Raw genomic sequence first — 17,816 nt, 5'->3', positions numbered from 1 at the left:
TCGGGGTCCGGTCCCGCCTTCAGGCGCCATACTGAGGCCATGGGCCCGGAATCCCTCCGTACCGCGATCCGGGACCGCGGGCCCCTCGGAGGGCCGGGGAACTGAGGCAAGGGAGCGCAGACCATGGATCCGACGAAAGACGGGATCACAACCGGGTACCGCCACGCCATCCACGACCTCGCCGCCTGGCTGGGGAGCGCCACGCCCGCGGAACTTCGCCGGAAGAGCGCCGGCACCCGGTGGACCAACGAGGAACTCCTGTTCCACATGGTGTTCGGCTACATGGTCGTCCGTGCCCTGCTTCCCCTCGTCCGGGTGGTCAGCCGGCTCCCCAGGCCGGCAGGCACTGCCTTCGCCACAGCACTGAACGCCGCCACGGGACCCTTCGATGTGGTGAACTACTGGGGCTCGCGCGCCGCCGCCCTCGTCTACAACAGGCGCCGGATGGCCAGGAAACTTGAAAAAACTGTCACCGCGCTGATACGGCAACTGGAACGTGAGAACCCTGCCTCGCTCGCCAGGACCATGCCGTTTCCGGACCGGTGGGACCCGTTCTTCAAGCCGGTCATGACCCTCAACGACGTCTACGCCTACCCCACCCTTCACTTCGATTTCCACGCCAGGCAACTGAGCCTCCGCCCGCCGGACAGAGCAGGGAAGCGCTGACGGCGTGGGCCGACCCAACCCGTCCCGGCCCGAGGCGTGAGGCGTGAGGCGTGAGGCGTGAGGCGTGAGGCGTGAGGCCACGTTCCCCCGCATCGTGTGCGACGCTGGTTGCATGGACCTCGAGGTGTCGCCCGCGCTCACGATTCCCTCGTCCGAACTCCGCTGGCGGTTCTCGCGTTCCTCCGGGCCGGGAGGCCAACACGTCAACACTTCGGACAGCCGCGTTGAACTCTCCTGGAACATCGAAGCCTCGGCAGCGCTCACGGACGACCAACGCGTGCTGCTGCTCGAACGGCTCGGACGACGGCGCCTCATCGGCGGGGTGGTCACCGTGACCGCATCGGAGCAACGGTCCCAGTTGCGCAATCGCGAGATCGCGCTGGCGAAGCTGTCCGAGCTCGTGGCTGCCGGCCTTGCCCCGGAAGCTGCTCCCCGCCGGCCGACCAAACCCACGCGGGGCTCGAACCGCCGCCGCCTCGCCGCAAAGGAACAACGGGCAGCGACAAAACGCCAGCGAAGGCGGCCTTCGGCGGAGTAGCGCGGCAGGCCGTCCGCACGCGGCGCCCCCTGTCGCCGCAGGCGGGCATTGGCTAAAATCAGGGTCCCCGGTCAATCGACCCGGGACCCCGGCGGTTCGGCCCGGCCGAAAGCCCGCCGGGCTGAGCAGAGAGGCCAGCCATGGACTTCGCCCCGGCCAATGAGCATCCTCTGGATCCCTTCCCTTATTACCAACGCATGCGGGAAGCAGCGCCCGTCTTTCACGACGAGCAGTCGGGCAGCTGGCATGTCTTCCGGTACGACGACGTGCAGCGGGTGCTCTCCGAACACGCCACGTTTTCCTCGCGGATGCGTGGCGACGATCCTTCCGAGGCAGGACACCTGTTCGAGTCCAGCCTCATCACCACCGACCCTCCCCGGCACCGGCAGTTGCGCTCCCTGGTGGCGCAGGCGTTCACGCCGAAAGCCGTGGACGCGCTTGCACCCCGCATCACGCAGCTCACCACCGAACTCCTCGACGGGATCGCTTCACTCGGGACGGCGGACCTGATCCAGGCACTGGCGGTTCCGCTGCCGGTGATCGTGATCTCGGAACTGATGGGCGTGCCCGCCGAAGACCGTGACCGGTTCAAGCAGTGGTCCGACGTTATTGTCAGCCAAACGCGGACCGGCGCGATGAATGAGGACCACCGGGCCACCAATCTTGAGATGACGGCGTACTTCCTGGACCTGATCGAACAGCGTCGCAGCCGGCCCGGCAATGATTTGATCAGCAACCTGCTCTCCGCCGAGATCGACGGGCAGAAACTTAGCGTGGTCGAACTGCTGGGTTTCTGCAGTCTGCTGCTGGTCGCCGGCAATGAAACAACCACCAACCTGATCGGCAACGCCGTGCTCTGCTTCACTGAAGCGCCCGGCACCATCGATCGGCTGCTGCAGGAACCGGCGCTGCTCCCCCAGGCCATAGAAGAGGTACTCCGCTTTCGGTCGCCGGTGCAGTCCATGTACCGGATTGCTGTCGCCGACACCACCCTCGGCGAAGTTCAGATTCCGGCCGGCGCCCCGCTCGTGGCCTGGATCGGTTCCGCGAACCGCGACGAGCGGCAATTCCAGCGGGCGGCCGAATTCGACGTCGACCGGGGCCAGCTCCGGCATCTGGCGTTCGGCCACGGCGTTCACTTTTGTCTCGGCGCCCCGCTGGCCAGGTTGGAGGCAAGGATCGCGCTGGAGGGCATCCTGTCCCGGCTGCCCGGGCTGACGCTGGCCCCGGGAGCGAGCCTTGAACGGATGGACAGCAGCATCGTCTATGGGCTGAAGGCGCTGCCGGCCAGCTGGCAGTCAGCCTGAACGCAGGGGCGTGCAGTTCCGGGGTGCAAGGCCTAGCCTTTATCCCGGCTTTCGAACTCCTCGTCCATCTCGAAACCCCGGAACTCTGTCTCCGGGTTCGGCTCGCCCTCAGCCACCACCTCGTGGTCCAGTTGACGCTGGATTTGGCTGTCCAGTATCTGCAGTTCCTGGTCGGACACCTTGTCCAAGTGCTCCGGAAATGGTTCTTCCGGGGTCAAGTGAAGATCTTCTGCTGCCATGCCCACTCCACTTCTACGTCGAAATCCGGACCCGTTCCCTGGTAGGGGCGGCGGCGGATAGGGACAAGTATAGACGCGACCCGGCTCCGCTTGTCGCTCATGAGTACGCCCCATCCACGCACTCGACATCTGCGCCGACACCTGATGCGCACCCTGCTGGGCCGGAGCATACTGGGGGCATGAGTGAGCGTGACGACTTCCTTGCCTGGGTCAAGACCGCGCTGTACCAAGCGGAACTGGCGCTCCACAATGGCGACTCTGCTCCCCGCCGGGCGCTCTGGTCCCGCAACGAGCCTGTGAGCGTCCTAGGGGCATGGCGCAACGCGTTCGGGCAGCATCAACTGGATGAGCTGTTCGCGGGGCTCGCGGAGAGCTTTTCCGACTGCACGTCCTACGCCTTCGACCTTCAGGCGTATGACGTGGTGGGCGACATGGCCTACACCGCCGGTTTGGAACACACCTCTGCCTCCGTCGACGGTGAGCCACGGACCTACACCCTGCGGGCCACCCAGGTGTACCGACGCGAAGATGGCGAGTGGAAAGTCGCGCATCGGCATGGCGACACCGTGAGCGGGGACTAACCCCGCCCTATCTAGCCTGGGGATACGATCCCAGCTCGTACGGGTCGTCGTAGACGGACCAGCGGATCGGTGGCCTGAGATCGAGGTTGCCGGCCTCCAAAAGCCCGTTGTGAATGTCCTGGCGCCCGTGCTTCTGATAATCGCCCCAGGCTTTCAGGATCTTTACCCGGTCCTTGACCACGGCTGCGAGGTACTTGGACTCGTCCCCGCCCTGGGCCGGAGGGCGTTCGGCCTTACGGGCTGCGGCCAGGATGCCGCCGAAAGACTCGTCGTCGTCCCCGGGACCATGGTTGACCGAGACGTCGTAGTAGATCGCAAGCCCCAGCGGCCCGACGCCGTCCCGAACGGCCTCTTCAAAGGCCGGCTGCCAGTACACCCGGTCCCGTTCCGCCTGCTGGGCCAGCTGGAAGGCCGGGTCACTCGCGGCCCTCTTCCAGTCGGCCGTGAAGCCAGGATCAAGTAGTCGATGACTCAAGGCAGGGCGTTCCTTGTAGGGCGCTTCCATAATCTGCTCCAACTGCGGCAGGTAGCGCGCCAGCGGATTCCCCGGGGCGGCACTTTCGTAGGCACGGACCAGCTCGAGCATATCGCCGGTGCCACTGCACCAGCCCACCAGCCCACCGGTGTAGCCACGTCCGTCGTCGATGTCCTCGATGTATCCGAAGGAAGTGGTCCAGTCAGGAGTGGAGTTCTCGGCGGTGGAGGTGAGCTGGAGCGCTATCTCCTTGTACACCGGGTTGGCGATATCGGCCCGGGATTGGGTCTCGGTATTTACCTGCTGGTCTTTTCGTCCCCAAAGTCGCTCAAACATCAGACCTCCCGAAGTTGTCTTGGCGCCGAGCCTAGCAGCCGGCCAGCCGGCGTAACAGGGCCTGTCCGGCCCTGTGCACCGTGGCCAAGACCCGCCTTTGCTGTTCCATTCGGGCGGCACGTGATTTGGGTATCGTCCACGCCTTGCGGCGGTCCGCCGCGTTTGTAGACTGAACCGGGATCCACCTATTCGGTTGGCAGGGTACGGGAGTGAACATGGCTACTTTTCGGGAACTTCACCACGGCGCGGCGCCGCTCTTGCTGCCCAATGCGTGGGACGTCGGATCCGCCTTGGCCTTTGCGACAGCGGGATTCCCGGCCATCGGCACCACCAGCTTTGGCATTGCGGCAAGTGCCGGCCTCCCGGACGGAGGCGGGTCCAGCAAGGCGGCAACCTCCGCCCTGGCTGCCCAACTGTGCCGCCTGCCGGTCCACATCACGGCGGACATCGAGGACGGTTACTCCGACGACCCCGCCGAGGTTGCCGAATTCGTGGCTCAACTGGCGGCCCATGGCGTGGCCGGGGTCAACTTGGAGGACAGCACGGCCGGACACCTTGTCGATCCAGCAGCCTTTGCCGAGAAGGTTGCCGCCGTCAAACAACGCAGCCCGGCCGTGTTCATCAACGCCCGGGTAGACAACATCTGGTTCGGCGAAGAAGCCACAGTGGATGCCGTGCTGCTCCGTGCCGGTCTTTACGCCGACGCCGGGGCGGACGGGATCTTCGTGCCCGGGCTGGCGGTCCCGGAGGACATCCGGGCCGTCACCGCCGGCATTGCGCTGCCGGTCAACGTGCTGGCACATCCCTCGCTGACTGTTGCCGAGCTGGGGGTCCGGCGGGTGAGTTCCGGCTCCCTGCCCTACCGCGCAGCGGTCGACGCGGCGGTCAACGTGGCCAGCGCCCTGCGCGATGGCAAGAAGCTCCCACCCGCTACCCCTTATTGGGAGATGCAATCGCGCCTGGTGTCATTTAGCCAACGCCTCACGGATTGAGGGCGACGGGCAGCTGATTGCCGCCGTGGTCATCGCTCGGCGCGCGATCCGGGCTTCTGCCCGGTACCGGCGTAGTAAGCAGCAGCCATGTCCTGCTTGGAGCGGCCCTGGGACGCGACCCGTTCGAGGCGCGCGGCGGACGCCTCGACACCGTCGAGCCGAAGACCCTGTTCGCGGGCGGCGTCGATGATGAGGCGGGCGTCTTTCAGCGACGTATCGACCGCAAAAGACGCCGGTTCCAGCCGGTCATCGAGAATGAGTCCGGCCTTGGTGCGCAGGAAGGGCAGATCGAGGCCGCCGCCGTCGATCAAGTTGAAGAATTGCTGCGGGTCGACCCCGAGCGCCTCGGCCAGGGCAAGGATCTCACCGGCGGCATTCGAGGCGGCGATGACCCAGCTGTTCACGACGAGCTTCAGCCGCGTTGCAGAGCCCGCGGCCGGGTCCTGACCAGTCCAGACCGTGCGCGCCCCGATGGCGTCCAGTACGGGTGCCACGCGCTCGCGCACAGCTTCCGGTCCCGCCGCGATCACCAGGAGCTGGCCGGCCTCGGCAGGCTCGCGGGTGCCGGAAACGGGCGCTTCGACCAAGTCGAGACTGGCCTCGTTGGCCAGGTCCGCAAGGGCTGCGACGTCGTGCACACCGACAGTCGTGGACTGCACCCAGGCGGTGCCCCGCCGGACTCCCGCGGCTGCCTGTCGGATCACGTCGGTCACGGCTGCAGCGTCAAAGAGCATGGTCACCACAACGTCCGCGCCGGCAACAGCCTGCGCCGGGGACACGGCGACCTGGGCTCCGGCGTCGGCGAGCGGGGCGGTCTTGGCCTGGTCGCGGTTCCACACGAGGACCTCGTGCCCGGCCCGCAGCAGGTTGCGGGCCATCGCTGCCCCCATGATGCCGGTGCCCAGCACCGCCACCGTGCGTTTCGTGTCCATCCTGTGGTCCTCTCGATCGTTGTACAAGCGGCCTTAGCGATCCGCGTCGGTGTAACGCCCCTGGCCGCCCCAAGCAGACATCCTACCGATCACGGTGTGGACGTCGGCGTAGCTGCCCGGGCGTCCCGCGGGCGCGGTCTTCCCTTTGGTCAGGACATCGACGTCGGTGTAACTGCCGGGCAACGGCTTGTTCGCCGACGCAGGGCGCTGAAGCGTGTTGGTGTCGGTGTAAGCGGCCTTCCTGGCCTGATCACGCAGGGGCTGGGGAACAGTTAAAGTACTCAAGAAAATCTCCATTAGTTAGGCGGGCGTCCAAAGAAGCCACGCTCGATGACTGCCGCCTCCGGGCTTGACCGGAGCTCCGCGGCTAACACCCACTCTTCGCCGCCTCGCGATAGGTTTCAAAGAGGGATAGTGCATCGTCTAATAGGGGATGTTTATTACAGCTGGTCAGCAGGCTGATTCTCCAGGAATGTGAGATCGGCCGCACGGGCCACCGCGGTCAGCGCCCGGGCAAGGACGGTTTCCGGCTCGCGGGAGAGGGTGACAAGGCCTACTTCCGCCTGCCGCTCCGGCCCCACCAAACGGAGGGCGCGCACGCCACGCGGGAGTTCAAACACGTGCAACCACGCCGCCGGGACAATCGTTGACCACTGCCCGGCCTTCATCTGGGCCAGCAGCAAAGCGACCGAGTCCGTTTCAAGCCGCGGCGCGGCAGTCAGGCCCACGTCCCGGAGAGCATCATCCACCTGCCGGCGTCCCTGCATCGACCGGTCCAACAGGCACAGGGGCAGTCCTGCCGCGTCGGACCAGCCGACCGTGCTGCCCCCGAAGGCTCCCCGCTCGTCCGCTGTGAGCAGCACGTGCTTTTCGAAGTACAACCTGGTCACCCGGAAGCCATCCGGTACCGGGCCGCCTACGTAGGTGATCCCGGCGTCGATCTCAAAATCTGCCAGCAGCCGCAGGACGTCCTCGGACCTGAGATCGGACGCGACATGCACATTGGCCAAAGGATGCGCCGCGCAGAAGGCGGCGGTCAGCACGGACACGGCTGGTGACGCGGTCGGAATCGCGCCAATCCGCAGCTGCCCGGTCACGCCGGACCGCATGGCACTGATCTGTTCGGTCAGAGCCTTACGGTCCGCCAGAATGCGCCGCGCCCACACCACGATCTGTTCACCCTCGGCCGTCAGTCCCTCGAACCTATTGCCCCGACGGATCAGCGGAACATCCAACTCAACTTCAAGTTTCCTAATCCCCTCCGACAAGGCCGGTTGGGAAACCGAGCAACTCTCGGCCGCCCGTGCGAAATGCCGCTCCCGGGCCAAGGCGACCATGTATTCAAGTTGGCTGAAGATCATAGCCTCCGGTCTACCGCACGAAGACACCGAATTCACCACCCCGGCTTCTGGAACCTCTGGTTTTCGCGTATATCGGAATGTATCGTTGAGTATCGTTCGCGATCCACTAAGGAGACCAGCATGCGTAATTCATACCCGGCCGGCGGATTTGGCACGCCAAACATCGACGGCATGTGGCAGGCGGTTGAGGAACTGCGTTCAAGGTTTGAGAAGCGCTCGGGCAGCCGCGCGGGACGAGGCGAGGTCCGGTCCGCGGTGCTGGCCCTGCTCGCCGAACGGCCGATGCACGGCTATCAGATCATCCGTGAAATCGAGGAGCGCAGCAGCGGCAGCTGGAAGCCGAGTGCCGGCTCCGTCTACCCCACGCTGCAGCTGCTGTCCGACGAGGGGCTCATCCGCGCGGAGGAGTCCAACGGCCGCAAGATCTACTCGCTGACCGAGGCAGGCCGGGAGGTCGTAGCGGGTGCGGATCCGTCGGAGCCCTGGGAGTCGTCGGGGCCGGCCGCCGGCCCCGGATTCGCGGCACTGCCCAAGGCCGGCGTCGAGCTGGCGCAAGCCGCAGCCCAGGTCGGTCGCACCGGTTCCCCGGAGCAAGTGAAGCAGGCCGTTTCGGTGCTCGACGAGGCACGTCGCCGACTGTATTCGATCCTCGCCCAGGACTGACGCGGGTGACGTCGGTTCGTCGGACCCGGGCAGATCCGGCACCCGGCTTCGGGGACACCCGCGCCCGCTACCGTCGCATCCTGCGCTTCGCGGCGTGGCAGCTCGCGGTGACCTGGTGGTTTGAGTTGTTTCTCCCCCGCCTCGGGCTGGGCAGAATTGCCGAGCGCACCAGGGCGAGGAGGATGCGGCGCTTCGCGCAGCACTTCCACGTGCTCGCGGTGGAGCTGGGCGGCCTGATGATCAAGGTCGGTCAGTTCCTCTCCTCCAGGCTCGACGTGCTTCCGCCGGAGATCACCCGGGAACTCGAGGGACTTCAGGATGAGGTGCCTCCCGTGCCGTTCTCCGCAATCCGTTTACTGGCCGAGGCGGAGCTGGGCGCGCCGCTGGAACAGGTTTTCGCCTCAGTCGAGGAGACGCCGATTGCCGCGGCGTCCCTCGGGCAGGCGCACCGTGCACAACTCCTTCCCTCCCATGGCGCCGACGCCGGTCTCAAAACCGTCGTGTTGAAGGTGCAGCGCCCGGGTATCGATGCGATTGTCGACGTCGACCTGGCGGCACTGCGCAAAGTGGGCGGCTGGCTCAGCCGCGTGCGACTCGTGTCCGATCGTGCGGACATGCCGGCCCTGGTCGAGGAGTTTGCGCAGATTAGTCTCGAGGAAATCGACTACCTGCACGAGGCAGCGAATGCAGAGCGCTTTGCGGCTGATTTCGCCGACGACGACCGCGTAGGGGTGCCCGATGTTGCGTGGGAGTGGAGCACCCGCCGCGTGCTCGTGCTGGAAGATGTCGCGGCGATCAAGATCACTGACGCGGACGCACTTTTGGCGGCGGGCATCGATCCGGCGCAGGTTGCCCCGATTTTTGCCTCGGTCATGTTCGACCAGCTGTTCACCCGCGGGTTCTTCCATGCCGATCCGCACCCCGGCAACATCTTTGTCACCCCGGTTGCCGATTCAGCTGCTCCCTCTGCAGGGCGCCCGTGGAAGCTGACGTTCATCGACTTCGGCATGATGGGCGAGGTTCCGCCCAGCACTCGGAGCGGCCTGCGGAAGCTTCTGATCGCGGCCGCCTCGCGTGACGGCAAGGGCCTGGTGGGCGCGATCAGCGACGTGGGTGTGTTGGTGCCTTCGGCCGACAAGGCCGAGCTCGAACGGGCGATGACGCACCTCTTCGCCCGGTTTGGCGGGATGGGCTTCGCCGAGCTTCGCGAGGTTGACCAGCGGGTGTTCCTTGATTTTGCGGTGGAATTCCGCGATCTGGTTCGCTCGCTGCCGTTCCAGTTGCCGGAGAATTTCCTGCTCATCATCCGGGCGATGTCACTGACCTCGGGCGTGTGCAGCTCGCTGGACGCCCGGTTCAATCTCTGGGACGCGGTCGAGCCCTATGCGGCGCAGCTGCTCCGCGACGAGCGGGGCAACATCGTCCAGGATGTGGCCCAGCAGGCGCTCGACGCCGCCGGGGTCGCCCTGCGTCTGCCGAAACGCCTCGACGGGCTCATCAGCCTAATCGAGGACGGTTCGCTATCGGTGGCCAATCCGCGCCTCGAACGGCAGCTGGCCCGGCTGGACCGCACGGCGCAGCGAGCTGCATCGGCGCTGATCTTCGGTGCCCTGCTCATTGCAGGTGCCGTGGTCCGGGCGGACGACGCGGTGCTCGGCAACGTTTTGATGATTGCGTCGGCAGTTCCTCTGCTCCACGGGTTGTGGACGGGGCGCCGCGGCCTCTAAGTACAGTGCCACGGGCAATGATCGCCCTTTCTCGGGCACACCCGTCCGCATCAGCCGGGCCAGGCGGGCCCGGCTCCCGCACTCGGCACCGTCAGCCGTTGCCCTTGGAGGTCACTCCGCGGCGGCTTGTTCCTGGCCGCCCAGATCGCTAATCGAACTCCGCTCCCCTGCCGAAGCCGAACGGAGGAACAGCTCACGGGAGGCGACTTCAATGCCCAAGGCAGTCGCGGCAATATCCTCCAGGGCATCCTGAATCCACATCACGGCCGTCTCGTTAGCCCTTTCCCCGACTTCGGCGTGGGGTTGGTTCGCCCGAAGCGCGGAGTATCGGGCTACTTTCTCCTTGAGCACCCGGGTGAGGTCTTCGATCTTAGCCAGCAGTTGTTCCCGCGAAGTCAGTGGATCACTGGCCCAGGGGCCTCCACTCGCGGACGACGTCAGCGCGTTAAGGCCCGCTTCCCGCTCCTCCCACAAAGAACTGGCACGCTCAACGGCCGACAGCTTCTGAAGAGTCGGGGCCGGCGGCTCCCAGACTTGTTCTACTTCAATCCCTAGGGCGAGCCGTTGATCGTCGTCTTCCGGGCCCCCGGGGTACAGACCTTCTGTGATGGTCAAGGAACGGTGGAATGGATGTACTGATCCAGGCCTATAGTTGGGGTTGCCTAGCATGAGGGGGACTCCTCCGATTAGTACGCCGAATGATGGCGCTACCGGGGTCCGGGGCAACAGCACTACTTTATCGGAATTTCAGTCCAGCCGGTAGGTGCCCCCGCAAAGACCACGCAGCTGTGACAACAGACGGCCGGGCCGGGCCGCCCACCGGCACAAGGTCTCGCGGGCATAAACTAAAACAAACATCGACGGGGTTCTTCCGCAATTGATGGCACTAAGACCGGACCGAGGAGGCGCGACCCATGTCCAGCATTTTTTGCTCAACGATGGCGCCGCTGTCGCCTCCTCCGGCCGAAAACTTTGCCGTTACGGATTCGACTGATGCGGTCGCCCACCATGGATGACGGAACGGACTCCATGGCAGCGGGACTTGACGCCGGCTTGTGCAGGGGGTTCCTCACGTCATTGCCCATTTCCGGGGCCGCGGTCTCAGTATTCGCCGGACTGGCACCTGAAACCATGGTGTGCGCCAGCAACGCAGTCTCGGCGAGGGTCGAAGAGCTGCAGTTTGACCTTGGGGAAGGGCCGCGCTGGGAAGCCCTGCGGACCCGCAGCCCCGTGCTTGTGCCGGACGTGCGCAGGGGCCCGCATACCGCCTGGCCTGTCTTTGCAAAGTCCCTGTTGGAGCTGGATGTTGCGGCCCTGTTCGTCTTCCCCCTCGCACTTGGCGCCATGGACATAGGCGTGGTGGAGCTTTACAGGTCCAAGCCCGGTCCGCTGAGCCCGGCAGGGCACTCCACGGCCCTGCAACTCGCCGACGCCGCAACGTGGCGGCTACTGCGCCAGCTCCTGACCCTTGCGCCAGAAGGCGGCGCCGATGACCCGCCGGATGGCTCTCCCCTCTCCCGCCGCGAGGTCCATCAGGCCACGGGGATGATTCTGGCGCAGGCCGGGACGACAGCACGGGACGCCCTCCTCCTGATGCGGGCGCATGCCTTCGCCAATGGGCGTACGGTGCGGGAGGTTGCCCGGGACGTGGTCAACAGGACCCTGGACTTCACGCCGGAGGGCACCTGACATGGGCGCATACAGTAGAATTCCGATATGGCGATGATGAGCCGCGCTGGCCGCGTAAGTGCCGCTTTCGTCAAGATTGCGGACACACTTGTGGCGGACTACGACGTCTTCGATCTGCTCCACACCCTCGTTGATGAGTCGGTCGGCATCCTCGACGCCGCCGCTGCGGGGTTGGTGCTGGTCGATCCAGCCGGCGATCTCCAGGTCATGGCTTCGACGAGCGAGGAAAGCCAACTCGTGGAAGTCCTGCAGCTTGAGGCAGGTACTGGCCCGTGCGTTGACTGCTACCGGACCGGAGCCGTCGTAGCAATCGACGATATCGCGACGCAGGGTGACCGCTGGCCGCTGTTCCAGTCCTCCGCTTTGTCCCAGGGGTTCCGGTCCCTGCATGCCGTCCCGATGCGGCTGCGCAACCGTACTATCGGCGCCCTGAACCTCTTCGGCCACGAGGCCGGTCCGCTTCCCGCCGACGACGCCGCCATTGCCCAAGCCTTCGCTGACGTGGCAACCATCACCCTGCTGCAGGAACGTGCCGCGAGGGAAACCACCCTGATCAACGAACAGTTGCAGCGCGCGCTGAACAGCCGCATCCTGATCGAGCAAGCCAAGGGCGTCATCGCCCACACCTCAAATGTCGATATGAACGCGGCGTTCGCACTCTTGCGCGGGTATGCCCGTGCCCACAACCAGACGCTCTACGAAACTGCGGACAAGATCATCAATCGAAAAGTCACCCTCTAACCACCGGCATCGTTGGGCCCAAGGCCCCGGTAGCTGATCCAGCCGCCATACGGGCCAACCGGGAGCTCCGCCGCGTACGGCGTCCCAGGGTGAAGGTGGCACCATGGAACCATGACTCCCGTTCACGGTTTTTCCGGCTTCTTCCGGCGTCCCCAGCCCATCAAACCCCAGGACGGCGAGGAATCGGTGTGGGATTACCCGCGGCCGCCACGGGTCGAGCCGCGATCGGAACGGGTCATCGTTCGTCTTGGGGGCCAGGTCATTGCCGATACCACCGATGCAGTGCGCGTCCTGGAGACGAGTCATCCGCCTGTCTACTACTTGCCATTGAACTCCTTCCCTGCCGGGGTACTCGTCCCGGTAGAAGGCACCAGCTTTTGCGAGTTCAAGGGCGAAGCGCACTACTTCGATGTCGTCGCCGGCGGCGTCGTCGTTCGCCGTGGCGGGTGGACCTATCCGGAACCCACCCCGGGGTTCGAGGCGCTCGCCACCCGGGTGGCCCTCTACCCGGCTCAGATGGACTCCTGCGAGGTCGACGGCGAACAGGTGACCTCCCAGGACGGCGACTTCTACGGAGGGTGGATCACCAAGCAGATCGTTGGCCCGTTCAAGGGTGGCCCGGGCACCGCCGGATGGTGAGGACACCGCCGTCGGGCTGACAGGACGGCAGGCCTTCGCTGCCCGGGACTTCCGGGGCCACCTCCCCGCGCCGGAGGCCGCCCGGAATTACCGGGCCGCGCGGCGCGTGAAGATCATGTGGACAACTCCGGCTGGAGAAGGGGTCGCTTCGATGTCGAAGCGTTGCTCAAGGTCTTCGAGTCCGTCCCAGAGCCGCTCGCCACGTCCCAGCACGATCGGCACGAGGACGATGTGCATGTGGTCGATCAGATCGGCCTCGAGGAACTGTCGGACCGTGCTGACGCCGCCACCGATCCGGACGTCGAGGTCGCCGGCCAAGGCGCGGGCCTGCTTGAGCGCGGAGACGGGGTCGGCGTCGACGAAATGGAAGGTTGTCCCGCCTTCCATCTCGAGTACCGGCCGGGGATGGTGTGTTAGTACAACGACGGGGGTGTGGAAGACAGGGTTATCACCCCACCACCCCTTCCATTCCTCATCCTGCCAGGGACCCCGTTGCGGGCCGAACTTGTTGCGCCCCATGATCTCCGCGCCGATCCCGGGCTTCCACGCGCTGGCGAACGCCTCGTCCACGCCGAACGACCCCTCCGATTCCCCGTGGAAGCCCATCTCACGGAACGTGCGCGTCTCGAAGGCCCACTCCATCAGCCGTGAGCCAGCGTGACCGAAAGGAGCGTCGAGTCGCTGCCCCTCGCCGGTGCCGAAGCCGTCGAGTGAGACCGAGAAGTTATGCACGCGGACTAGGGACATGTCATCTCCTGAGGTGCTTGTCGTTTGCAGTCACCTTATGGTGATCGAACCCAACGACTCAAGAGATGCCCGTCTTCGCGGCATAGGCGGTGGCTTCGGCCCGCACCTGGCGCAGGTAGGGATCGGACTGGTTGTAGGAGTAGATGGCGTCGGTCCACCCCTGCGCGGTTGAGAGGTCACGGCCGTGGGCGCACAGATAGCTCGCCGCGCTGAGGGCGGCGTCGTCGATATTGAACGGGTCCGCTGTTCCGTCCCCGTTCCCGTCCCGCCCAACCAGCTCCCAGGTTGAGGGAATGAACTGCATGGGTCCGACGGCGTGGTCCCAGCGGGAGTCACCGTCCAGTTCACCGGCGTCGGTGTCGGCGATGGCGGCGAATCCGGATCCGTTGAGGCTCGGGCCCACAATTGGGCCGCTCGCCTCCCCTGCGGAGTTAAGGCTGCCGCCGCCGTAGGTTCCGTGCGCGGATTCGACGAAACCGACAGCGGCTACGGTGTTCCAGCCGATCCCGCACGCCGGATCGGCAGCGTTGGCCGTGGTTGCCGCAGCGACGTAGGCCCGAAGAGCGCGGGCAGGGATCCCGGTCTGCGCGGCGGCCCGGAGGAGCCACTGTGCATCCGGGTTCCTGGTTACGTTCACAGCGGTAGTGATGCCGGCGGGGAACGGATCGAGCTTCGCAACCGCCCGCGGCGGCGGAGCAAGGACCCCACGGGCGTCGACGCCGGGCTGCCGGACTGCCCAGAACGAGAATGCGGCGATGGCGCACACCGCGAGCAGGCTGAAAACCAAAAGGCGTTTTAGACGGAGCACGGACTAATCAAACCATCCAGCTCCGTGATTGCCTTCCTTCACATGGCCGCATTCATGTGGAGCCCGGGCAGCAGCTCCGGGTGGGCCGGGACGAAGAGCGCGAACACGATCAGTGAGACTCCAATGATCCGGCTGAGGGCGGGGCCGTATTTCGACGTCTTCTCTAGGAAGATAACGACCGTGAGCACCGCCATCCATGCCAGGTTCATCACGCCAACTGCAATCAGCACCACCATGAGGCCCCAACAGCAGCCCACGCAATAGACCCCGTGGTACATGCCGACGCGGACGTCACGCAACCGGCCCCGATACCCGGAGACGTGCAATAGGAATGCTATGGGCGACCGGCAGTGCCTGAGACAGAAATCCTTCAGCGGGGTCAGCTGGTAGGCGCCGGCCGCCGCGAGCACTCCAGCCCCCACCCAGGGTGCGACGTCCGCGGCGTTCTCAGCCAGCAGCGCGGAGAGCTCCGCGGCCTCGTAGGCAACGATTCCGAATCCGATCCACGTCAAGAGATAACCGCCAATCAGGGCAGTTGTCCGGACGGCCCGGACCCCGCGGCTGCGGACGGCACGGATGGACCTGAGGTACGTCGAAGTGAGGGGCGCCAACGCCGGCAACATCATGGCAGCCATCATCAGTGTCCACACGCCCAGGAAACCCCAGAGCCCCAGTCCCATGGTCCCCGGGCCTGCGGACATGTCGGCCAGGCCTGAGACCGTGACGTACCACGCCAGCCCGGCGCCCCCGATCAAGGCCAACTCTGCGGCATGGTGCGTGGCAGCCAGGCCGCTCCTGCCCGGCACTACGCGGACCAGGCGAAGGGGGCGGAGTAGGAGTTCTTGCCGGCGTTATCCCAGGTCATCCCAAACACGTCAACGCGGGCGGTGCTCGACCTACCGACTGCCAGGGTATCTGCCGGGAATCCGACCCCGCTGATTTTGACTCCCAGGCCTGAGGGATCCAAGGGAGACACGAAGTCCTCGACCACCATGTCAACGGCACTGCCGATCCCGACGCGGTGGACACGCCCGTCGTCGGCGTAGGCCATGGTGAGGGACTCCATGCCTGCCATTTCACCGATCAAGGGGGCGAGGCCCGCCATCGGTCCCCCGAGCTGGCCGCCGAAGACTGCGCCGAGCGCTTCGGCCTGCTCGGTCGAGGCGGCGGCATCCATCAGGACTCCGAGTTTCCAGCCGCCCTCACTCATCAGGGCGGGAGTATCGGCTACGACGCAGACGGTCAGGCCGCCGACGTCGACGCCGTTCACGTCGCCCGTTTCGATGTGGAAGGCCAGTGCCACATTGCAGCGTTCGTTGTCCGCCGGTGCGGTCAGCCCCGAAGTGGTGCAGGGGCAGGCCATATCGCAGTTGCAATTCTCAAAATACGTGCCCTCGACATGCCACGGCATTTGGGGCTCCTTTCGAAGAGGCACCCCCACAAGAAAGTCTCCTCGCGGCCCGGACCGGTGTCAACGGAACGCGGCGACTCCTGCAGCGCGGCCCATCCGGGCCCCATTGGAAGGCTGCCGTCGGGGCTGCCGCCATCCCTGACCGGGTCGGGATTTCGTCGACCTAGGCGCGCTCCGCCAGCCGTTTGATCGAGCCGATCGCCTCCGACCACATGCCCCGCATGTCGTCGGCCCACTCGTCGGGCACCTCGAGTTCGACGACGAGAGTTGTCACCCCGCCCGTCTCGCTGAACGAGTAGTTCTCGTGCAGCCCGACAGCGGGGCCTTCGTGGCTTTCGACGTCGTTCTGGACATCGCCGATATAGCGGATCGACACGAACTCGTGGGGCCGATTCTCCACGATGGTACCGATGAGACCGCTCGCCGTGCCGTCGTCGTTCGGGCCGACGAAGCGGATCTCGTCGCCCTCGTTCCAGCCGCCCTCATAGGTCGATCCGTCGTGAAAGGCTCCCGTCCATTCGCGGTAGGTGTCGAGGTCGAGCATGACGTTCCAGACGTGCTGCGCGGGAGCGGCGACCTCGACGCTGAATCGAAGATTCTCCATGCGCGATTGTAGAACCGAAGCGCCCTGGCAGCGCAACCACCTGCAGCGTCGGTCCCCGCGGCCGCGGGGCGCACCGGGCGAAGCACGGTCACCCCGCGATACCAACCACGAAGGACCGTGCTGATCCTGGCTGTCCTACCCTTCACACTCGACGCAGTACGAGTGGCCGTTCTTCTCGCGCGCAAGCTGGGAGCGATGCCGCACCAGGAAACAGGAGTAACAGGTGAACTCGTCCTCAGCCTGGGGGATGACTTCGACGATGAGTTCCTCGGCGACGAACTCCCCGCCGGGGGTGATGGCATCATCCAGAGCGTCTGACTCATCCAACTCCCGGACGACACTGCGGGCATCCTGGGCATTGGCGGACTTCAGCGCTTCCAAGGAGCGGTCCTGGGATTCCTTGACGTCGGAACGTACTTCGTCGTAATCGGTTGCCACTTTGTCTATTCTCTTTTCTCGCGCGCTGGTCTGACGCATGTGCAACGTACACCATGCCCGCGGAATTCCCCGCCTCGGGGTACGCCGACGTCGTTGCCGTTGACTCACGCGGCCGCGGCGGAGTCACGGGGTTGATGCGACTCGGGTGACCCAGCATTTTGCCGACCGGGCCCGGGATCAACCGGACTCTGTGTCCGAGTATGAAAACGGCGCCCGGGGTTGCCCCGGAGGTTCCACAGTGAGGTCATTCACGGCGCAGGAGAGCATGTCGCGTTCCCTGGACGGCAGAGTTCCGCTCCCCTCGATATAGGCAAGCACGAGGTCCAGCGCGTCGTTGCCTCCGACGCCCAGATAGTGCACCCAGAGCCGGACGGGGTCAATCGCCAGTTCGTGGATAACCTTGGCTGTCAGCTCCTGCTGTGCATGTTCGTGCATGACCGTCCCTCGAAACCCCGGGTAGCTCCTTGTTCAGGAGGGATTCGGAACCGGGAACGGGATCGGATGGGTCAGGGCACGCAACTGTTGGTGTGCTGTCACTCCCGGGACAGGCGGCCGTTGAGAATCTCGTGGATGTAGCTGTCCAGTGCCCGATCATCGGCTTTGTCATCGCCCAGTTCCAGCAGTCGGTCTGCCACTCCGGCCAGTTTGACGTTTCTGTTATTGCTGTAAGTCATCAGGAGTTTGAATGCCTCATCGGAACTGATACGGAGGCGGCCCATGAGGATACCGGCCGCGGTCGCTATGGTCGTTCGGGTTGCCATTGCGCCTTGGACTGATTGTGTCAAGTATTTTTGGCCCCAGAGGGGCGATTGAAAGTGGCCCCAGGTTCACGGAACGTTGTTGTGGGTCTCGGGCTCGCGGGACGGTTTTCGCACCGGTTGGCTAAGGGTTCCTGTATCGCCCGGGGGAACGGCAGATGCCG

At 65.4% G+C, this 17,816-nt stretch carries 24 protein-coding genes; 10 read left to right on the top strand and 14 right to left on the bottom strand.

Going from position 1 to position 17,816, the window contains the following annotated elements; translation table 11 throughout:
- The first annotated feature begins 123 nt into the window (after positions 1-123).
- The 3 genes from AB4Y91_RS11435 to AB4Y91_RS11425 all read left to right on the top strand — a co-directional run bounded on the left by AB4Y91_RS11435 (position 124) and on the right by AB4Y91_RS11425 (position 2,511).
- Positions 124-666 carry a DinB family protein gene (locus tag AB4Y91_RS11435; RefSeq protein WP_441418600.1) on the top strand — a complete coding sequence of 181 codons (543 nt, stop codon included), beginning with the start codon at positions 124-126 and terminating at the stop codon, positions 664-666.
- A 112-nt stretch (positions 667-778) separates the two neighbouring features.
- Positions 779-1,204: an alternative ribosome rescue aminoacyl-tRNA hydrolase ArfB gene (gene arfB / locus AB4Y91_RS11430; protein WP_441418599.1), complete on the top strand. Its 426-nt coding sequence runs from the start codon at positions 779-781 to the stop codon at positions 1,202-1,204.
- A gap of 197 nt (positions 1,205-1,401) precedes the next feature.
- Positions 1,402-2,511 carry a cytochrome P450 gene (locus AB4Y91_RS11425; RefSeq protein ID WP_441418598.1) on the top strand — a complete coding sequence of 370 codons (1,110 nt, stop codon included), beginning with the start codon at positions 1,402-1,404 and terminating at the stop codon, positions 2,509-2,511.
- Positions 2,512-2,543: 32 nt separating this feature from the next.
- Here the strand turns inward: AB4Y91_RS11425 and AB4Y91_RS11420 are convergent, their stop codons facing one another.
- Positions 2,544-2,750 (bottom strand): hypothetical protein, encoded by a 207-nt coding sequence (locus AB4Y91_RS11420; RefSeq protein WP_441418597.1) that lies wholly within the window; start codon positions 2,748-2,750, stop codon positions 2,544-2,546.
- A gap of 179 nt (positions 2,751-2,929) precedes the next feature.
- Between AB4Y91_RS11420 and AB4Y91_RS11415 the strand changes: the two genes are divergently transcribed.
- A complete protein-coding gene (locus AB4Y91_RS11415; protein ID WP_441418596.1) occupies positions 2,930-3,331 on the top strand; it encodes a nuclear transport factor 2 family protein in 402 nt (133 codons plus the stop codon).
- A 7-nt stretch (positions 3,332-3,338) separates the two neighbouring features.
- Here AB4Y91_RS11415 and AB4Y91_RS11410 read toward each other — a convergent pair whose 3' ends face one another.
- Complete coding sequence (locus AB4Y91_RS11410; RefSeq protein WP_441418595.1) at positions 3,339-4,142, bottom strand: chitosanase; 804 nt, start codon at positions 4,140-4,142, stop codon at positions 3,339-3,341.
- A 215-nt stretch (positions 4,143-4,357) separates the two neighbouring features.
- On the opposite strand from AB4Y91_RS11410, the gene AB4Y91_RS11405 reads away from it, so the two are divergent.
- Positions 4,358-5,134, top strand: coding sequence for an isocitrate lyase/PEP mutase family protein (locus AB4Y91_RS11405; RefSeq protein ID WP_441418594.1), 777 nt, complete (start codon positions 4,358-4,360; stop codon positions 5,132-5,134).
- Between the two features lie 29 nt (positions 5,135-5,163).
- On the opposite strand, the gene AB4Y91_RS11400 is transcribed toward AB4Y91_RS11405, so the two are convergent.
- The 3 genes from AB4Y91_RS11400 to AB4Y91_RS11390 form a co-directional block, all read right to left on the bottom strand.
- Positions 5,164-6,066, bottom strand: a complete 903-nt coding sequence (locus AB4Y91_RS11400) for an NAD(P)-dependent oxidoreductase (RefSeq protein WP_441418593.1) — start codon at positions 6,064-6,066, stop codon at positions 5,164-5,166.
- A 33-nt stretch (positions 6,067-6,099) separates the two neighbouring features.
- Positions 6,100-6,351, bottom strand: coding sequence for a hypothetical protein (locus tag AB4Y91_RS11395; RefSeq protein WP_441418592.1), 252 nt, complete (start codon positions 6,349-6,351; stop codon positions 6,100-6,102).
- Positions 6,352-6,506: 155 nt separating this feature from the next.
- The gene (locus AB4Y91_RS11390; RefSeq protein WP_441418591.1) at positions 6,507-7,427 is read right to left on the bottom strand and encodes a LysR family transcriptional regulator; all 921 of its coding nucleotides are present in this window, start codon (positions 7,425-7,427) and stop codon (positions 6,507-6,509) included.
- Positions 7,428-7,547: 120 nt separating this feature from the next.
- Here AB4Y91_RS11390 and AB4Y91_RS11385 point away from each other — a divergent pair, with 120 nt between their 5' ends.
- Positions 7,548-8,090, top strand: a complete 543-nt coding sequence (locus AB4Y91_RS11385; RefSeq protein WP_441418590.1) for a PadR family transcriptional regulator — start codon at positions 7,548-7,550, stop codon at positions 8,088-8,090.
- A 5-nt stretch (positions 8,091-8,095) separates the two neighbouring features.
- Positions 8,096-9,817 (top strand): ABC1 kinase family protein, encoded by a 1,722-nt coding sequence (locus AB4Y91_RS11380; protein ID WP_441418589.1) that lies wholly within the window; start codon positions 8,096-8,098, stop codon positions 9,815-9,817.
- A 111-nt stretch (positions 9,818-9,928) separates the two neighbouring features.
- Here AB4Y91_RS11380 and AB4Y91_RS11375 read toward each other — a convergent pair whose 3' ends face one another.
- Entirely contained in the window at positions 9,929-10,432 is a 504-nt protein-coding gene (locus AB4Y91_RS11375; RefSeq protein WP_441418588.1) for a hypothetical protein, read from the bottom strand.
- A 378-nt stretch (positions 10,433-10,810) separates the two neighbouring features.
- Between AB4Y91_RS11375 and AB4Y91_RS11370 the strand changes: the two genes are divergently transcribed.
- The 3 genes from AB4Y91_RS11370 (at position 10,811) to AB4Y91_RS11360 (ending at position 12,886) form a co-directional block, all read left to right on the top strand.
- Positions 10,811-11,506 carry a GAF and ANTAR domain-containing protein gene (locus AB4Y91_RS11370; RefSeq protein ID WP_441418587.1) on the top strand — a complete coding sequence of 232 codons (696 nt, stop codon included), beginning with the start codon at positions 10,811-10,813 and terminating at the stop codon, positions 11,504-11,506.
- 27 nt (positions 11,507-11,533) lie between these two features.
- Positions 11,534-12,247: a GAF and ANTAR domain-containing protein gene (locus AB4Y91_RS11365; protein WP_441418586.1), complete on the top strand. Its 714-nt coding sequence runs from the start codon at positions 11,534-11,536 to the stop codon at positions 12,245-12,247.
- Between the two features lie 111 nt (positions 12,248-12,358).
- Entirely contained in the window at positions 12,359-12,886 is a 528-nt protein-coding gene (locus AB4Y91_RS11360) for a DUF427 domain-containing protein (protein WP_441418585.1), read from the top strand.
- Positions 12,887-12,973: 87 nt separating this feature from the next.
- Here the strand turns inward: AB4Y91_RS11360 and AB4Y91_RS11355 are convergent, their stop codons facing one another.
- The 8 genes from AB4Y91_RS11355 to AB4Y91_RS11320 form a co-directional block, all read right to left on the bottom strand.
- A complete protein-coding gene (locus AB4Y91_RS11355; RefSeq protein ID WP_441418584.1) occupies positions 12,974-13,633 on the bottom strand; it encodes a dihydrofolate reductase family protein in 660 nt (219 codons plus the stop codon).
- A gap of 58 nt (positions 13,634-13,691) precedes the next feature.
- The gene (locus AB4Y91_RS11350; RefSeq protein WP_441418583.1) at positions 13,692-14,270 is read right to left on the bottom strand and encodes a lytic transglycosylase domain-containing protein; all 579 of its coding nucleotides are present in this window, start codon (positions 14,268-14,270) and stop codon (positions 13,692-13,694) included.
- Positions 14,271-14,479: 209 nt separating this feature from the next.
- A complete protein-coding gene (locus AB4Y91_RS11345; protein ID WP_441418582.1) occupies positions 14,480-15,247 on the bottom strand; it encodes a DUF2182 domain-containing protein in 768 nt (255 codons plus the stop codon).
- Positions 15,247-15,852 (bottom strand): DUF1326 domain-containing protein, encoded by a 606-nt coding sequence (locus AB4Y91_RS11340; protein WP_441418581.1) that lies wholly within the window; start codon positions 15,850-15,852, stop codon positions 15,247-15,249. Before AB4Y91_RS11340 ends, AB4Y91_RS11345 begins: the two co-directional genes overlap by 1 nt.
- A 163-nt stretch (positions 15,853-16,015) precedes the next feature.
- Positions 16,016-16,456, bottom strand: a complete 441-nt coding sequence (locus tag AB4Y91_RS11335; RefSeq protein WP_441418580.1) for an SRPBCC family protein — start codon at positions 16,454-16,456, stop codon at positions 16,016-16,018.
- A 135-nt stretch (positions 16,457-16,591) separates the two neighbouring features.
- Positions 16,592-16,894, bottom strand: coding sequence for a DUF4193 domain-containing protein (locus tag AB4Y91_RS11330; RefSeq protein ID WP_441418579.1), 303 nt, complete (start codon positions 16,892-16,894; stop codon positions 16,592-16,594).
- Between the two features lie 177 nt (positions 16,895-17,071).
- The gene (locus AB4Y91_RS11325) at positions 17,072-17,329 is read right to left on the bottom strand and encodes a hypothetical protein (protein WP_441418578.1); all 258 of its coding nucleotides are present in this window, start codon (positions 17,327-17,329) and stop codon (positions 17,072-17,074) included.
- 98 nt (positions 17,330-17,427) lie between these two features.
- Positions 17,428-17,655, bottom strand: coding sequence for an ANTAR domain-containing protein (locus tag AB4Y91_RS11320; protein ID WP_441418577.1), 228 nt, complete (start codon positions 17,653-17,655; stop codon positions 17,428-17,430).
- Positions 17,656-17,816: the final 161 nt, after the last annotated feature.

The organism is Arthrobacter sp. YAF16 (genome assembly GCF_052113385.1).
Taxonomy (GTDB): Bacteria; Actinomycetota; Actinomycetes; order Actinomycetales; family Micrococcaceae; genus Arthrobacter.
This window is presented reverse-complemented; position numbering and strand designations above follow the sequence as displayed.

Coding starts and splice junctions, on each gene's coding strand:
- AB4Y91_RS11435 (WP_441418600.1), top strand. CDS start 124: ATGGATCCGACGAAAGACGGGATCACAACCGGGTACCGCCACGCCATC.
- arfB (WP_441418599.1), top strand. CDS start 779: ATGGACCTCGAGGTGTCGCCCGCGCTCACGATTCCCTCGTCCGAACTC.
- AB4Y91_RS11425 (WP_441418598.1), top strand. CDS start 1,402: ATGCGGGAAGCAGCGCCCGTCTTTCACGACGAGCAGTCGGGCAGCTGG.
- AB4Y91_RS11420 (WP_441418597.1), bottom strand. CDS start 2,750: ATGGCAGCAGAAGATCTTCACTTGACCCCGGAAGAACCATTTCCGGAG.
- AB4Y91_RS11415 (WP_441418596.1), top strand. CDS start 2,930: ATGAGTGAGCGTGACGACTTCCTTGCCTGGGTCAAGACCGCGCTGTAC.
- AB4Y91_RS11410 (WP_441418595.1), bottom strand. CDS start 4,142: ATGTTTGAGCGACTTTGGGGACGAAAAGACCAGCAGGTAAATACCGAG.
- AB4Y91_RS11405 (WP_441418594.1), top strand. CDS start 4,358: ATGGCTACTTTTCGGGAACTTCACCACGGCGCGGCGCCGCTCTTGCTG.
- AB4Y91_RS11400 (WP_441418593.1), bottom strand. CDS start 6,066: ATGGACACGAAACGCACGGTGGCGGTGCTGGGCACCGGCATCATGGGG.
- AB4Y91_RS11390 (WP_441418591.1), bottom strand. CDS start 7,427: ATGATCTTCAGCCAACTTGAATACATGGTCGCCTTGGCCCGGGAGCGG.
- AB4Y91_RS11385 (WP_441418590.1), top strand. CDS start 7,548: ATGCGTAATTCATACCCGGCCGGCGGATTTGGCACGCCAAACATCGAC.
- AB4Y91_RS11370 (WP_441418587.1), top strand. CDS start 10,811: ATGCGGTCGCCCACCATGGATGACGGAACGGACTCCATGGCAGCGGGA.
- AB4Y91_RS11365 (WP_441418586.1), top strand. CDS start 11,534: ATGGCGATGATGAGCCGCGCTGGCCGCGTAAGTGCCGCTTTCGTCAAG.
- AB4Y91_RS11360 (WP_441418585.1), top strand. CDS start 12,359: ATGACTCCCGTTCACGGTTTTTCCGGCTTCTTCCGGCGTCCCCAGCCC.
- AB4Y91_RS11355 (WP_441418584.1), bottom strand. CDS start 13,633: ATGTCCCTAGTCCGCGTGCATAACTTCTCGGTCTCACTCGACGGCTTC.
- AB4Y91_RS11340 (WP_441418581.1), bottom strand. CDS start 15,852: ATGCCGTGGCATGTCGAGGGCACGTATTTTGAGAATTGCAACTGCGAT.
- AB4Y91_RS11335 (WP_441418580.1), bottom strand. CDS start 16,456: ATGGAGAATCTTCGATTCAGCGTCGAGGTCGCCGCTCCCGCGCAGCAC.
- AB4Y91_RS11325 (WP_441418578.1), bottom strand. CDS start 17,329: ATGCACGAACATGCACAGCAGGAGCTGACAGCCAAGGTTATCCACGAA.
- AB4Y91_RS11320 (WP_441418577.1), bottom strand. CDS start 17,655: ATGGCAACCCGAACGACCATAGCGACCGCGGCCGGTATCCTCATGGGC.